General features: G+C 43.2%; 17 protein-coding genes and 1 riboswitch. Of the genes, 1 reads left to right on the top strand and 16 read right to left on the bottom strand.

Going from position 1 to position 15,463, the window contains the following annotated elements:
• Positions 1 to 32: 32 nt before the first annotated feature.
• Both ACWJJS_RS04555 and ACWJJS_RS04550 read right to left on the bottom strand, forming a co-directional pair.
• Entirely contained in the window at positions 33 to 3,089 is a 3,057-nt protein-coding gene (locus ACWJJS_RS04555) for a type I restriction endonuclease subunit R (protein ID WP_454023351.1), read from the bottom strand.
• Between the two features lie 4 nt (positions 3,090 to 3,093).
• Complete coding sequence (locus tag ACWJJS_RS04550; protein ID WP_454023350.1) at positions 3,094 to 3,672, bottom strand: restriction endonuclease subunit S; 579 nt, start codon at positions 3,670 to 3,672, stop codon at positions 3,094 to 3,096.
• Positions 3,673 to 4,274: 602 nt separating this feature from the next.
• On the opposite strand from ACWJJS_RS04550, the gene ACWJJS_RS04545 reads away from it, so the two are divergent.
• Positions 4,275 to 4,409, top strand: coding sequence for a hypothetical protein (locus ACWJJS_RS04545; protein ID WP_410571772.1), 135 nt, complete (start codon positions 4,275 to 4,277; stop codon positions 4,407 to 4,409).
• A gap of 566 nt (positions 4,410 to 4,975) precedes the next feature.
• Here ACWJJS_RS04545 and sufB read toward each other — a convergent pair.
• The 14 genes from sufB to ACWJJS_RS04475 all read right to left on the bottom strand — a co-directional run bounded on the left by sufB (position 4,976) and on the right by ACWJJS_RS04475 (position 15,433).
• Positions 4,976 to 6,373 carry a Fe-S cluster assembly protein SufB gene (gene sufB, locus ACWJJS_RS04540; protein WP_003151878.1) on the bottom strand — a complete coding sequence of 466 codons (1,398 nt, stop codon included), beginning with the start codon at positions 6,371 to 6,373 and terminating at the stop codon, positions 4,976 to 4,978.
• A 19-nt stretch (positions 6,374 to 6,392) separates the two neighbouring features.
• Positions 6,393 to 6,836: a Fe-S cluster assembly sulfur transfer protein SufU gene (gene sufU / locus ACWJJS_RS04535; RefSeq protein WP_003151877.1), complete on the bottom strand. Its 444-nt coding sequence runs from the start codon at positions 6,834 to 6,836 to the stop codon at positions 6,393 to 6,395.
• Entirely contained in the window at positions 6,826 to 8,046 is a 1,221-nt protein-coding gene (gene sufS, locus ACWJJS_RS04530; protein WP_007410089.1) for a cysteine desulfurase SufS, read from the bottom strand. Before sufS ends, sufU begins: the two co-directional genes overlap by 11 nt.
• Positions 8,046 to 9,359, bottom strand: a complete 1,314-nt coding sequence (sufD, locus tag ACWJJS_RS04525) for a Fe-S cluster assembly protein SufD (protein ID WP_003151874.1) — start codon at positions 9,357 to 9,359, stop codon at positions 8,046 to 8,048. The genes sufS and sufD overlap by 1 nt, the downstream gene beginning before the upstream one ends.
• A gap of 17 nt (positions 9,360 to 9,376) precedes the next feature.
• Complete coding sequence (gene sufC / locus ACWJJS_RS04520) at positions 9,377 to 10,162, bottom strand: Fe-S cluster assembly ATPase SufC (RefSeq protein WP_003151872.1); 786 nt, start codon at positions 10,160 to 10,162, stop codon at positions 9,377 to 9,379.
• Positions 10,163 to 10,338: 176 nt separating this feature from the next.
• The gene (locus tag ACWJJS_RS04515) at positions 10,339 to 10,491 is read right to left on the bottom strand and encodes a hypothetical protein (RefSeq protein WP_003151857.1); all 153 of its coding nucleotides are present in this window, start codon (positions 10,489 to 10,491) and stop codon (positions 10,339 to 10,341) included.
• Between the two features lie 192 nt (positions 10,492 to 10,683).
• On the bottom strand, positions 10,684 to 11,061 hold the full coding sequence (locus ACWJJS_RS04510) for a carboxymuconolactone decarboxylase family protein (RefSeq protein WP_031306536.1): 378 nt from the start codon (positions 11,059 to 11,061) through the stop codon (positions 10,684 to 10,686).
• A 92-nt stretch (positions 11,062 to 11,153) separates the two neighbouring features.
• Positions 11,154 to 11,969 (bottom strand): methionine ABC transporter substrate-binding lipoprotein MetQ, encoded by an 816-nt coding sequence (metQ, locus tag ACWJJS_RS04505; protein ID WP_015418164.1) that lies wholly within the window; start codon positions 11,967 to 11,969, stop codon positions 11,154 to 11,156.
• A gap of 13 nt (positions 11,970 to 11,982) precedes the next feature.
• Complete coding sequence (locus ACWJJS_RS04500) at positions 11,983 to 12,651, bottom strand: methionine ABC transporter permease (RefSeq protein ID WP_003151851.1); 669 nt, start codon at positions 12,649 to 12,651, stop codon at positions 11,983 to 11,985.
• The gene (gene metN / locus ACWJJS_RS04495; protein WP_003151850.1) at positions 12,644 to 13,669 is read right to left on the bottom strand and encodes a methionine ABC transporter ATP-binding protein MetN; all 1,026 of its coding nucleotides are present in this window, start codon (positions 13,667 to 13,669) and stop codon (positions 12,644 to 12,646) included. Before metN ends, ACWJJS_RS04500 begins: the two co-directional genes overlap by 8 nt.
• A 105-nt stretch (positions 13,670 to 13,774) precedes the next feature.
• Positions 13,775 to 13,881, bottom strand: a riboswitch (SAM riboswitch).
• A gap of 110 nt (positions 13,882 to 13,991) precedes the next feature.
• Positions 13,992 to 14,342, bottom strand: a complete 351-nt coding sequence (locus tag ACWJJS_RS04490) for an SCP2 sterol-binding domain-containing protein (protein ID WP_003151848.1) — start codon at positions 14,340 to 14,342, stop codon at positions 13,992 to 13,994.
• 96 nt (positions 14,343 to 14,438) lie between these two features.
• Positions 14,439 to 14,759, bottom strand: coding sequence for a thioredoxin family protein (locus tag ACWJJS_RS04485; RefSeq protein WP_003151847.1), 321 nt, complete (start codon positions 14,757 to 14,759; stop codon positions 14,439 to 14,441).
• Between the two features lie 2 nt (positions 14,760 to 14,761).
• Positions 14,762 to 15,127 (bottom strand): toprim domain-containing protein, encoded by a 366-nt coding sequence (locus ACWJJS_RS04480; RefSeq protein ID WP_007410083.1) that lies wholly within the window; start codon positions 15,125 to 15,127, stop codon positions 14,762 to 14,764.
• Between the two features lie 69 nt (positions 15,128 to 15,196).
• Positions 15,197 to 15,433 (bottom strand): YusG family protein, encoded by a 237-nt coding sequence (locus ACWJJS_RS04475; protein ID WP_003151845.1) that lies wholly within the window; start codon positions 15,431 to 15,433, stop codon positions 15,197 to 15,199.
• Between the last annotated feature and the right edge of the window lie 30 nt (positions 15,434 to 15,463).

Below are 15,463 nucleotides of genomic sequence, written 5' to 3'. Positions count from 1 at the left end.
CTTTCTTTAATCTGCTTAATTTTATCACTTGACTATTCTCCCTTCTTAATTTCGTCAGCCATTTCGTAAAATGCTTTACGAAATTCAATGCGATACCGAACCCAGCTTAAAGCTGCAATCTCTTCAACTGCGATTTCTTTATAATCAGCTCTTGCGTCATTCATGATTGCTGTTAACTCCCCTTGTTTATCCATATCCTCTTGACCTAATCGGTGTTTCTTAATCAAGTTTTCAAGTTCCTTAGGCTTTGTACTGTTATCAAGTCCCCAAGTGCGGATGAAGTTCGTTACAAGTTGGATATTCGTATCCTTTTGTGCTTTATCCATTGCTTGGTTCATTTTCTCAACACTTCGTGGTGCTGGATAATGATCAAATTCAAACTCTTTCGAGAAAATCTTAGATACAAAATGACTCATCTTAGATTTTTCTTTTTCATTGTCAGACTTGGCAATTTCAAGATGGATTTCATCACGTGTACTTTCCGCTTCCGACATTTTGTTTGCGTGTACTTCGTCAGCCATCTGGGCAATCAACTCAATCAAATAATCATAGTTGATGGTCACATCGTGAATATGAACCATCGAGAGATTGACTTGCGAAATATCAATGTCTTCTCGCTTCGCACGTCGCTCTTTCAACTCACCAGCAATGACAGTTGTTAAAATGACTTCCTGCTCTTCAGTAATACCTAAACGTTCATAGAACTCTTCAGGATTATCATAGGCAGAAATAGGATTTTGGTCATCATCTACGGTATATTGTTTCAACTGACTCAATAAACGATTATACTCTTTCAGATTCTCAAAAACTTCATCCTGTGCTTTTTCACTTGGTGGTAATTGTACAAAATCGTCTGTGAGTGTGGAAAGCTTCTTGATGACTTCTTGCATCTCAGCTTGGACCTTGCTAAATGGTTTGGAAGTGATACCAGACTCTTCGTTTCCTTTCTTCAATTCTTCAAGTGAAAGTTGTTCGTCGGCAGATGCACGATTTGAATAAATAGCAAAAGCCTTATTCATTTCATACTCGTTTTGCTCCGGCCAACGATAATTCACGACATTTCCCCAAGGCTTATCGACAACGTTATGTATTCGATTTGTACGTGAGTATGCCTGAATCAAGTTCCCTCCCTTTAGCGTTCGATCAATATAGAGCGTATTCATCTCAGGCGCATCAAAACCGGTCAAAAGTTGATCCACAACAATGACCAAATCTAAATAGTTGCCATCATCAGCTGTCTTGTTCAAACGTCGTGCTAAGTCTTCTGTGTAGGCTTTAACTGTAGTCATATCAAAAGCTGTGCCAAACATTGCGTTATAGGTTTTGATGGCTCTGTGCAAGTTTTCGTTCGTTTTCAGCTGATGAATACTATTGGATGTGTCTGCTGAGAAACTTACTGCAATTTTTAACCGTTGATCTGCTGGACGATTCGCATTTTCTTCAGCAAACTTATCAAAATATTCCATCGCTCTTGGTGTACTTGCTTTATTACCACCAACGTGGACTGTAAACAAGGCATTATACTTACGATCATTTGAACGTTTCTTCCAATTATCAAAGATGTCTTTCACTACTAACTTCACATGTTCTGGACTATAGTCGTAAACACTACCACGAATATTATCATCAATATCCTCTTCGGTAGGATCTTCGGGAGCCTCGATCGTTTCCTTAAATTCAACGTTAAACCCTAATACATTTTTATCCGCAATAGCTTCTTTAATGGTATATGCATGTAATAGTTCACCAAAGATTTCTCGTGTTTCGGGGAATTTTGGTGTACCAGTATAACCAATCCAAGCAGAATTAGGAATTGCTTTTCGAATCGTTTCAAGCATCCCTTCATTTTCAGTACCACTGCCAGTTGAACGGTGGGCTTCATCCACGATAAAAAGAATATTTTCATTAAGTGGCTTGAAGCTGTCCCGCGCTACATAACGCGACATTTTTTGGATACTTGTTACAATGATGTTCTTATCGCTTTTCTTCGTTAGTTTGCGATGAAGATCTGAGATATTGGCTGTGTCACCCACCACACCAGTTTTCCCTTCAAAACCAGCAACAGGATCATAGGCTTTATAAGCATCTGCTGTTTGGTTGGTGAGTGCGATCCGGTCAACCAAGAAGATCACTTTATCTACATTTGATAGACGGCTTGCCAGCCACGCTGTCTTAAAACTTGTGATTGTTTTACCTGAGCCTGTCGTGTGCCAAATGTATCCTAGTTTACCACCATCATATTTAAAGTCAAACTTTCTAACTTTATCAAGCACACGCTTTGTGGCATAGACTTGATACGGACGCATGACTTTGATACTTTCTTTGTTTTTTGTACCATCTAGTACCATGTAACGTGTTGCCAAATCATGGGCCATTGGAATGGACAACACTTTATCCGCAAATGTTTTCCATGATCGAATAGGGCGAGCATCATCTTCGTTTTGCCAGTTGAAAGCAAAAGCTCGGTTAAAGTTTTGGAGTGGGGTATTTGCCATATAACGAATATCAAACGGTGTCATCGCGATTAAAATCTGCAAAGTTGAAAAGATACCGCTGAATTGTTTTTCAGCTATATACTGTTCCATCTGATTTAAAGATTTCGTAGCGCTATGAAGTGCTTTCTTTAATTCGATTTGAATAATCGGCAAACCATTAATGAGCAAAGTCACATCAAACCTGCGAGTCGTTTTACCATCAACAACTTTTGGCCGTTTAATTTGATTCACTACTTGATAAACGGTATTCCCGCCACCGACTTGGGCTTGGTCGAATACTGTCAAGAACACATGTCTACCATTATCAAGGTCAACTTCAATTTCAGAAACACCATTAACGCCATACAAAAACTGTCCGGCCTGGTAAGGTGATTCGATACTTGTGATAATTTTCTTCACTTGGTTAAATTCAGTAACAGACAAGGGCTCATCTAATCGAGCGCTATTGTTTTGTTCTAGGATTATTTTAAAGTTATCCCAAAGTTGTTCAGTTGTTTTAATGTCTTTTTTGTATTCCCATTGTTTTACTCCACCGATTTTGGTCAAATACTCGATAACTTCATTTTCAAATGCTAATTCCGATTGACTTTTCATTTAATTACTCCCCCTTTAATGTTCCTTCTATTACCGAGCTCGTAAACTGCCCTATCAAGTCTGCGTATTGGCTTAACTTATTTTGTAGCTTCATTGTTTCTACGTATATAGTGCCTATTTTCTTCTGTTCCTCGATCGGAACAACTGAAACGATCATTTCCCCAAGGGCACGAAGCGGAATTCTTAGAACAGGACCACTCCCCTGTAACTCCCTTTCTTTTTGTCGCTTCACATCTTTATGAGCATTAAATAAGTAAAGAAAATATCTCTTATCAAGTTGTTCGCTATCAAACTCTATTTTCGTAAAATTGAGGGACAACACTTTACCAACATTATTTTCACCGACAATTGTTGCTAGCTGCAATGAGTTACTGATAACAACATCACCTTCATTTAACGATAGGTTACTTTGAAATAAAGGTTTTGCCTTTTCTTCAACAGCTACGTCCTCACGATTATAATCCGCTTCAAAAGACGCTTGGTCATAATAATTTATTTTTCGAGTTTCAAACTGCTTTTGTGCTCTTGTTGGATTAATACCAGGAACGAATGTTACGAATTCATTTAATTTTCTTTTCTCCAAATAAATCGCCCCTAATCACAGAAAATATTTTTTGTAATATTTATATATTACACATTAAAACATATCGAGTTTGCTTCGTCAACGATAATATGAAATATTTATATATTTCATTATTACTTTAAAAAATGCCTGCTGAAACTATTTTAAATCCTTGTTTCTTCACTCTTCCGCACCAACTTGTTAAACCATCATTGCAAAAATGTATCCCCTATTCAACGTTATTTTTGTTTCCACAAACGACATCAAACCGCTAAAACCAAATTACTCATGATTACTCTCAAATCCCACAAAACAAACAAAACCCTTGAAATCACACCATAAGCGATTCCAAGGGTTCAACTATCATATTTTCGTCAGCAGTACGACTGTCTCCTCATGACAGGTGTGCTGAAAACTGAATTATTGATGATTGATGATTGATGTAGCTTTGTTCACCTAAAACAAGCCGTATTTTTTGATTTCACCACTATATGGATAAAAATGAATAATAAGGTGGTTTAACATCCTATCCTAGACTGTTTTGTGTTAATAAAAAGGTGGGAAACGTGATTAACCATCAATTGAAGTATTAAAAAAGCTTAGAAGTTCCATACGAGGGTTTGATGAAAGCAGCAGGATATATGAATTTAAATATAACTATGCAAGGTGAAAAAACAGAAGATATTATTGAGCACATACAGGAATTACCTGAAAAGTTTGAACAACGGTTATGCTACGAGTTAGAGACGAACGATTGAAACTTGATCATTTATTAGATTCTAATGATCCACTATTTTTCAAGGACAGGCTTCTGACAACAGAAGAAAAATCAAAATTAGGGGCCTTATCGAAATTGCTTTAAAGGATTGAAAGGGGAAAAGGCGTCATGGCAAACTTCAGAAAGTTAGCCAGTGGAAAATGGCAGGCAGGGGTACACAAGGATGGAAAATTAGTAAGCCTTACAAAAAAGGAAGCAGAAAATAGAAGCAGCAAAAGTTGAAGAAAGAAAATATTATGGACAAACAATAAATGATCGCAATATGCTTTTTGACAAAGTTGTGAAAGGATCGGCTTGAGGATAAAAAAGCAAATGTAAAGGAATGAACCTTTGTTCAGCTTGAAGTAATTTTAGAAATTACATCGCTTGGAGCATAAAACCATCAAAACAACAGCTGATCCTTATCTTGATATTACCGAAAAATAGAAGAAGACGAACTTCAAAAGTTCGCCTCCTATACTAAAAGATAAGGTCAACTTGGCACAAATTTGGCACGCCACCAAGTTGGCACGGGCTGAAACCCCTCAAACCTTTGATATATATAGGTTATCCGATACTACCTTCCATTTCGAACTTAATCAAACGGTTCATTTCAACTGCGTATTCCATCGGAAGTTCTTTTGTGAATGGCTCGATGAAGCCCATAACGATCATTTCTGTTGCTTCTTCTTCAGAAATACCGCGGCTCATCAAGTAGAAAAGCTGTTCTTCAGAAACTTTTGATACTTTCGCTTCGTGCTCCAATGAAATGTTGTCGTTCAGGATTTCATTGTAAGGGATTGTATCAGAAGTTGATTTATTATCCATAATGAGCGTATCACACTCGATGTTTGAACGGGCGCCGTCCGCTTTTCGTCCGAAGTGGACGATACCGCGGTATGTTACTTTTCCGCCTTGTTTAGAAATCGATTTTGATACAATTGTGGATGACGTATTCGGTGCAAGGTGAATCATTTTCGCACCTGCGTCCTGATGCTGTCCTTTGCCCGCAAGAGCGATAGAAAGCGTCATGCCGCGCGCGCCTTCACCTTTCAGAATGACAGCCGGATATTTCATCGTTAATTTAGAACCGATGTTTCCGTCAACCCATTCCATCGTCGCGTTTTCTTCACAAACCGTACGTTTCGTTACTAAGTTGTAAACGTTGTTCGCCCAGTTTTGAATTGTTGTATAACGGCAGTAGCCGCCTTTTTTGACGATGATTTCAACAACCGCGCTGTGAAGCGAGTTTGTTGTGTACACAGGAGCCGTACAGCCCTCTACGTAATGAACGCTTGCTTCTTCGTCAACGATGATCAGCGTACGTTCGAACTGACCCATGTTTTCAGAGTTGATGCGGAAGTAAGCTTGAAGCGGTGTTTCAACCTTCACGCCTTTAGGCACGTAGATGAAAGATCCGCCGGACCAAACAGCTGAGTTCAGCGCCGCAAACTTGTTATCAGTCGGCGGAATGACTTTCGCCCAGTGCTCACGGAAAATGTCTTCATTTTCTTTCAGCGCGCTGTCTGTGTCTTTGAAGACAATGCCTTGCGCTTCAAGATCTTCTTTCATATTGTGGTACACAACTTCGGATTCGTACTGTGCAGAAACACCGGCAAGGTATTTTTGCTCAGCTTCAGGAATACCGAGTTTGTCGAATGTCTGTTTAATTTCCTCAGGCACTTCATCCCAAGAACGCTCTGAACGCTCAGACGGCTTTACGTAATACGTAATTTCGTCAAAGTTTAAAGAGTTTAAATCCCCGCCCCACTGCGGCATCGGCATGTTGTAGAAATGCTCAAGAGATTTCAGGCGGAAATCAAGCATCCATTGAGGCTCTTCTTTCATGCGTGAAATTTCTTCTACGATTTCTTTTGTCAATCCGCGCTCTGAACGGAAAATGGAAACGTCCTTATCGTGAAAACCGTACTTGTATTCACCAATTTCAGGCATTTTTTTAGCCATCCATTTTCACTCCAATCTTTTAATTGCCGCCTTTTTCGCCAGCGACTCCTTTTTCAAGTGCTTTCCATGAAAGGGTGGCACATTTAATCCGGGCCGGGAATTTCGAAACGCCTTGAAGGGCTTCAATATCCCCGAGATCTATTGAGTCGTCATACTCTTTCCCTTGCATCATGTCTGAGAAAATCTTAGACATGGAAAGGGCGGTATCAATATCTTTTCCTTTAATCGCCTGCGTCATCATGGAAGCTGAAGCCATGGAGATGGAACAGCCTTCCCCTTCAAACTTCGCTTCCTGAACGGTATCGCCGTCAAGCTTCATTGTCAGTCTGATCCGGTCGCCGCAAGTCGGGTTGTTCATATCGACGACGATGCTGTCATCCAAAACCCCTTTGTTGCGCGGATTTTTGTAATGATCCATGATCACTTGTCTGTATAATGTATCTAAATTTGCATTAAAAGACATTTGTAAAGTACTCCTTTGTCTTTTGGAGGGCTTCCGCGAGCTTATCGATCTCTTCCTCTGTATTATACAGATAAAAACTCGCTCTCGCAGTAGCAGATACATCCAGCCATTTCATGAGCGGCTGGGCGCAATGATGGCCGGCTCTGACCGCAATGCCCTCAGCATCGAGGACAGTCGCGACATCATGAGGGTGAACCTCATCAAGATTAAATGTCACAAGTCCCGCCCGCTCTTTCGGACCGTATACCGTCACGCCGTCCAGCTGCTCGAAACGGTCAAGCGCATAGGCTGCAAGCTTATGCTCATGCCGGGAAATCTCGTCGAGTCCGATCTCTTCAAGAAAATCAATCGCGGCTCCCAATCCGATCGCGCCTGCGATAATCGGCGTGCCTGCTTCAAATTTCCACGGAAGCTCTTTCCAAGTTGATTCATAAAGCCCTACAAAGTCGATCATTTCGCCGCCAAATTCGGCCGGCTCCATATTCTCAAGCAGTTCTTTCTTGCCGTACAGCACGCCGATTCCCGTCGGGCCGCACATTTTATGGGAAGAAAGCGCGAAGAAGTCGCAATCCAGGTCCTGAACGTCAATTTTCATGTGCGGTGTGCTCTGCGCCCCGTCCACCACGATGACAGCGCCATTGTCATGAGCGATTTTGGCGATCTCTTTAATCGGGTTAATCGTGCCGAGCACGTTTGACACATGAGCGACTGCCACGATCTTCGTATGGCTTGTGACAGTCTGCCGGACGTCGTCCAGCGAAAGCGTGCCGTCTTCCTGCATCGGGATATATTTTAAAGTCGCGCCGGTTGCTTTTACTGCCTGCTGCCACGGAATGATATTCGCATGATGCTCCATTTGGGTGATGACCACTTCATCACCGGGTTTTAAGCTGGCGCGGGCATAGCTCAGCGCCACCATATTCAGTGAAGTTGTCGTGCCTTTTGTGAAAATGACCTCAGCCATTGACTTCGCATTGATAAACTTACGGACTTTTTCACGCGCACCTTCATAGCCGTCTGTCGCTCTCGTGCCCAGAGTATGAACACCTCTGTGGACATTGGAATTGTATTTGCTGTAATACTGATCCACTGCTTCAATGACAGCACGCGGCTTCTGGGAAGTCGCCGCGCTGTCAAGGTACACGAGGTCATGTCCGTTCACTTGCTGATGAAGGATCGGGAACTGTTCACGAATATCGGTGATATTCATTATTTTACTTTCCTTTCGATGACGGAGACGAGCTGTTTCTTAACTCCTTCAATCGGAAGCTCTTTTACCACCGGAGCAAGGAATCCGTAAATGACTAAGCGCTCCGCTTCTTCTTTCGGAATTCCGCGGCTCATTAAGTAGTAAAGCTGGATCGGGTCCACACGGCCGACAGATGCCGCATGTCCTGCAGTTACATCGTCTTCATCAATTAAGAGAATCGGGTTTGCATCTCCGCGTGCTTTTTCACTCAGCATCAGGACGCGGGATTCCTGTTCAGCGTTTGCTTTAGACGCGCCGTGCTCGATTTTGCCGATTCCGTTAAAGATGGAAGATGCGGCATCTTTCATGACTCCGTGCTTCAGGATATAGCCTTCAGAAGCCTTACCGAAGTGGATGATCTGCGTCGTAAAGTTTTCCGTCTGTTCTCCTCTTCCGACAACTACGGTTTTCGTATCGCCGTATGTGCCGTCTCCGTAGAGGTTTGTCGTATTTTCAGAAATCGTGTCGCCGTCGTTCATCAGTCCGAGCGCCCACTCGATTTTGCTGTCGCGTCCGCGCGCGGCTCCGCGGCGGTTGACGTATGTTGTGACACCTGCTGACAGGTTGTCAACAGCGCCGTACGTCACGCTGGCATTATCACCTGTGACCACTTCACTGATAATGTTGAATACCGCTTCTTTCGGATTCACCGTGCTGATGTAGTTCTCAACGTAAGTGACGGAGCTGTGGTCTTCAGCGACGATCAGCACGTGGTTGAACAATGCCGTGTCATTGCTTTCATGAACGTAAACGGCCTGAACAGGCGTCTCCACCTGAACGTTTTTAGGAACATAAAGGAATGCCCCGCCGTTCATTAATGCCGCATGAAGCGCAGTCAGTTTATGTTCGTCGACCTTAACGCCGTCTTTCATGAAATACTTCTCAACGAGGTCGCTGTGCTCACGGGCAGCCGTTAAGATGTCCGTGAAAATAACGCCTTTGTCTTTCAGTTCTTTGGAAAGAGAAAGGAAAGCAGGCGTTTGATCACGCTGCACATATAACGTTTTGTCTTCATTTTCAATATCGATCAGCGCTTTTGCTTCATCAGCTAAATCTTCCAAAGAAGCAAGCGGCGCGTTTTCTACTGTATGCTTGTTGAACTTTGTAAAGTTCCAATTTGTAATTTTTGTTTTATCAGGCTTAGGCAGCGGCAGATCTTCAGCTTTTTCAAGAGCCTGTAAGCGCAGGTTTTTCAGCCAGGCAGGTTCTTGATGCTTTTCGGAAAAGCCTTTGACATATTCCTGATCTACGGATAGTTTCGTTTCCAATGTCATGATTATCCCCCTAACGCTTACGCTTCTTGGCCTACAGTTTCGTCTTCAATGCCTAGTTCTTGTTTAATCCAGTCATAACCTTCCGCTTCAAGGCGCTGTGCAAGCTCCGCGCCGCCGGATTTCACTACGCGTCCCTGCATCATAACGTGAACGACATCAGGCGTGATGTAGTTCAGAAGGCGCTGGTAGTGAGTGATCATTAAGCAGCCGAAGTTTTCGCTGCGCATTTTGTTAATTCCTTTAGAAACGACTTTAAGCGCATCGATATCAAGACCTGAATCGATCTCGTCAAGAATGGCGATTTTCGGCTCGATCATCATAAGCTGAAGGATTTCGTTGCGTTTTTTCTCCCCGCCTGAGAAACCTTCGTTCAGGTAACGCTGCGCCATTTCAGGGTCCATTTCAAGGAACTCCATGTTTTCGTCCATTTTGCGGATGAATTTCATAAGAGAAATTTCATCGCCTTCTTCACGGCGTGCGTTAATCGCAGAGCGAAGGAAATCAGCATTTGTCACACCGCTGATTTCGCTTGGGTACTGCATCGCAAGGAAAAGACCCGCCTGAGCGCGCTCGTCCACTTCCATTTCCAGTACATCTTTGCCGTCAAGCGTGATGCTGCCTTTTGTAACTTCGTATTTCGGGTGTCCCATAATCGCTGCTGAGAGCGTGGATTTACCGGTACCGTTCGGCCCCATGACAGCGTGGAATTCGCCGCCTTTTATTTCAAGGTTTACACCTTTTAAGATCTCTTTTCCTTCGATTTCAACGTGAAGATCCTTGATCGTTAATGTTGAAGCAGCCATATCTATACCTCCAAAATATATAATCATTATTCTCAATTTATTCTCATTCTAATTTTATAACAAATGAAAAGTAAATACAACTTTTTATATTACCCGGAACATTCCTAAAGTTTATCAAAGATCAAGGCGTAATTAAAGCTGTTTGAAACAGAAAAAGGGCGGAAATCCACCCTTTTTTACTGACCGATTTTCTCATTAAGCTGCGCTGCGAGGAACTTGCTTTTTTGATATTCAAGCTCCCTCTGCCGTTCGACTTCCATCCTTTTTGAAAGACGCCGTCCGTATTCCTCGTAGCCGATGCCGTGTGACTTCTGCATCGCTTTTTCCATTTCAGGCGTATAGTCAAGGTCCAGTCTCTCGTGGCTGGTGCAGATAATGAATCAATCCCTTCATATATTTGTTTCTATTGTAACAATGATCCGCTGCTCCGGCCAAAGAGAGTGTGCCCCTGAATCCTTTCGAATGTGCCGGAAACCGGCGCTCGCTTTATCTGAAAAACGGTATTCACACGATTGCTCATTCTAATGCGTCGTATGTCCGAATTCCTGAATGCACTGCTGCACGAGGGTCACTCCCTGACTGAGAGCCGCGCCGCCCCCGAATGCCGCCGCTACGCTGATGACCTCAAGGATGTTTTCTTCTGTGGCCCCTTGGTCAAGGCAGCCCTTCGTATGATAAATCATGCAAAATTCATCTTGAGCGCTGATGCTGATGCCCAGAGCGATTAATTGTTTCTCTTTTTCAGTTAATGAATCTGCTGAGAAACACTGCTCAGTAAATTCATTAAACTTCCGCCCCATCATCGGCATTTTTTGCTCGAATATGCCTAAACCTTCTTTATATTGTTTCAATGCGTCATGCACGCTTTTTCCGTTATCCTGGTATTGAGCCACTGCCATTCCCTCCAATCGTTAACCTTCCTTTTTATTATGGACAGTTCTCCGATTAATACCCGAAAAAAACCCCGGATGATTCATCCGGGGTTTTCGCTTTATTCAGATACGGGAAGCACGGCTCCGTCGTATTTTTTCTCAATAAAGTCTTTGATTTTCTTAGAATGAAGCACTTCCATAAGCGCTTTGATTTTCTCTGATTTTTCGTCACCTTTGCGTACGGCGATGATGTTTGCGTACGGGTTGTTTTTCGTTGATTCCACTTGAATCGCATCTTTTAACGGATTCAGTTTGTTTTGAATCGCATAGTTGACGTTAATGAAGACTGCATCGCCTTCTTCTTCATTATATGCTTTCGCCGTTAATTCAGGGGCGATTTTTTTGAATGTCAGGTTTTTCGGGTTTTTCGTAATGTTTTTCGTCGTCGCTTCAATCGTTTTTACCTTCGGATCAAGTGTGATCAGTCCGGCTTTTTCAAGCATCGCCAGCATACGGCCTTGTTCAGCGACATTGTTAGTCATGATGATGGTCGCGTCTTTAGGCAGGTCTTTCAGTGATTTGTATTTTTTCGTGTAAATTCCGAATGGCTCAAGGTGAACCGCTCCGGCATTCACGAGTTTGTAATCTTTATTTTCTTTCATTTCCTGTTCAAGGTAAGGAACGTGCTGGAAGTAGTTCGCATCCACTTCATTATCAGCTAACGCTTTGTTGTACATTTTGTAATCGTTCAGCACTTTTACTTTTAATGTGTAGCCTTTTTCCTTCAAGAGCGGTTCCGCTTCTTTTAAGATTTCAGCATGCGGTGTTTTTGTCGCGGCGACAACGATTTCCTTTTTATTCGAGCCGTTTGATCCGCAGGCGGCTAAAACTCCCGCGAACACAAGCAGCAGCGCACTTAATACAATCTTTTTCAATGTAAATCCTCCCTTATCTTTTGTCTATTATATTTGTAATTACATCACCGATAATCTGAATGATAAAGACGATGATGAGTATAAATACTGTCGCTACAAACGTTACATCCGTATTATTGGACTGGTAGCCTTCTACATATGCAAGGTTTCCGAGTCCGCCTGAACCGATGGCGCCGGCAATGGCGGTAGATCCGATCAGGGCGATGGCCGTCACGGTGATGCCTGATATTAACGCAGGCATTGATTCAGGAATCAGCACTTTGAAGATAATCGTCGATGTCTTTGCTCCCATTGATCTGGCAGCTTCGATGACTCCTTTATCGACTTCCCGGAGCGCAATTTCCGCAAGACGGGCGTAAAACGGCGCGGAGCCGATAATCAGCGCCGGCAATGCGGCATTCGGTCCTAAAATCGATCCGACCAAAATCTTAGTAAAGCCGAGAAGCAGAATAATTAAAATAAGAAACGGAATAGATCTGAAAATATTAACGACCGCCGCAATCACGGTGTTAATGATTTTATTTTCCCATAAGCTTCCCTTGCCCGTTAAAAAGAGCAGAAGACCGAGAATCGCTCCGATGATAAATGAAAAAACTAAAGCGATAACCGTCATATAAAGGGTCTCGTATGTGGCCGTCCACAGCTCGGTTATATCAACGTTCGGGAACCATTTTTCAAACATTTGTGATCACCTCTGCTTCTACCTGTTTGTCTTTGATGAACCGGATCACGTTTTCTACTTCTTTTTCCTGACCGTCAATATGAATGAATAATGAACCGTAGGCTCCGTCCTTCGTCTGTGAAATTTTCCCCTGCAGAATATTGACGTCCACATCAAAGTTTCGGATCATTTCCGTAATGAGGGGCTGCTCGGCGGCCTGCCCGACAAATGAAAGCTGAATCGTTTTCCCTGTCGCTGTTTCCTGCAGAAAATGCTGGATGGTTTCTTTCGTCTCTTCAGGTTCTGTCACCTGCTGAACGAAACGCTTGGTCATCGGTTCGCGCGGGTTTCTGAAAACTTGAAGTACTTCGCCTTCTTCAACGACTTTCCCGTTTTCCATGACGGCGACTCTGTTGCAGATTTTTCGGATGACGTGCATTTCATGGGTAATGAGCACGATCGTCAGACCGAGTCTGTCATTTATATCGGATAAAAGATCCAAAATTGAATCGGTCGTCTGCGGATCGAGCGCTGATGTCGCTTCATCGCACAGAAGGACTTTCGGATTATTGGCGAGCGCCCGGGCGATGCCGACACGCTGCTTTTGACCGCCGCTCAGCTGCGACGGATAAGATTTTTCTTTCCCCTCTAATCCGACCAGTTTAATCAATTCATCAGCGCGGCGGACCCGTTCACTTTTTTTCACGCCGGCGATTTCCAGCGGGAACATAATGTTCTCCCGGACGGTGCGCGACCACAAAAGGTTAAAATGCTGGAAGATCATGCTGATTTCCTGGCGCGCTTTTCTCAGCCCGCGGCTGCTTACTTTATTTAATTCCGTCCCCGCGACTTCCACGGTTCCCGACGTCGGCTTTTCAAGGCCGTTCAGGAGACGGATTAAGGAACTTTTACCAGCTCCGCTATATCCTATAATTCCAAATATTTCGCCCTTTTTGATATCAAGAGTGACATCTTGGACAGCATTGACATCCCCATGCTTCGCTTTGTAAATTTTTGAAACATTTTGAAGATGGATCAAAGCAATCACCCGCCTTACACTATTCTAAGAAATCTTCCGGGTTTCTCCGCAAAAGAAAAGCCTTTCTGCAAAAATGAGCAGAAAGGCTTATTGAAAAAGGCCTTTCTCTCATCTTTCAAAGCAGACCGCTTCGAGTGAATTGGCACCATTTCAACATTGTTGATGGTTGCCGGGCTTCATAGGGCACTTCCCTCCACCTCTCTTGATAAGAGAAAACATATCGTATTTTCGTCCGGAAATTCTTACTGTAGAATAGCACGGCGAATGATAAAAAGTCAATAAAATAAATATTGGAAGCTATTGTCACATAGTAGATTGGCAGTTACGGCCGTTTACTGATCGCCTGAAAAAATCCGTTTGTCAGCCAGAGGATGGCCTCCAGCTTCAGCAGGGCTCTGAATGATCCTTTCACTTTGAGTTTTCCGCTTTGGATAAGCTTTTGCAAAGAGACATCACCATGCAGGAGATGGATGATTTCCGTCTGGTTTCCGTAAAAGGTCAAATTAGATTTCTCCTTTGAAGCCGACGTTTTTCTCATTTCTCCCTGTCCGTTAATTGAGACCGTTAAGGCTTCTGTTTCTCCTTGGAATGTAATCAGCAGCGTTGAGGCATTTAATAGCGGTTTCAAAAACAGATGCTGTCCGTCATTCTCTGAAACTTCTATTTTCTCCACTCGTATAACCTCCCGTTTTAATGGCCATACATACACTTTCTCTTTTTAACGGACAGAACCCTTTATAAACCGCACGACATTTTCCTGTAAATATTGTCACATCGGGAACGTTTGCGATGTTTTTTGTTTAATCAGCTCATATAAATAGGAAACGGAGCGGAAGGCGTATCCTTTCTCAACAAGCTCTCCGCCTTTAAACAGCAAAAAGCACGGAACGCTTTCAATCTGATAGGCTTTGGCGAATGCGGGGGAATAATTCACGTTGTTTTTATAGAAGGCGGCGCCGGGCAGCATTTCTTCGACGACAGTAAGCATTTTGGACGCCAGCTGGCATGTGCCGCAAAACGGGGTGTACAAATACAGGAGATAAACGTCATCCTGAATCGATTCGAGTTCATTTTCTTGGAGTTCTTTCATGATTACCACCTCAGGTCGTTCTTTTTCAAAAATACAGTGTCAGCATCAAAGCCGGCTCTGATCAGCACAGATGCGAGATGATGGCCCGGGCACGACTCGACTTGCCTGTATGTTCTGTCTATATAAATATGTCGCGCTTCGGGAAGCTCCCGTTTCAGCTGTTTTCTTAGTTTTTCTCCGGAGTCATCTGCGTCCGTTAAAATATAGACGTCTCTGTCAAACAGGCGGTCCGCCAAATCTTCCAGTTCGGTTTGGCCGATCGTCCCGTTTGTACAGACGATTTCCGCGGGTTCGATGAGCACTTCCCTGACTTTGATTTTATCAGATTTTCCTTCTACGATAATGACCTTTTCATCTCCGTTGTACATAAGCGCGTCACCTGCCGATTGTTTTAGCGTCAGATTGAAAAAGAAGGCAGTGAAATTCACCGCCAACTGTTAACACCAGCCATTCTCATAATCGCAATCGACATATTTCGGATCGCTGCCGTTTATGACATCGGCTGTTTTATAAAATTTTTGATTTTCAAATGAAAAGCCCTGTTTGAGCTCGTACTGGTCCATGCCTGTCATCTCGCCGATGGCTTCATTTTCATGAAACAAGGAAAACCGGCCGTTTTGAAAGCGGCCCGTGACGTTCTCCGTCACATCGACCTTTTGTTTATCAAAAGCCATTTTAGACACCTCCCGTTACAGATAGAGTGT

Source organism: Bacillus sp. JK106, assembly GCF_053663355.1.
Note: the sequence above shows the minus strand (reverse complement) of the source record. Positions and strands in the feature narration are given on the sequence as shown.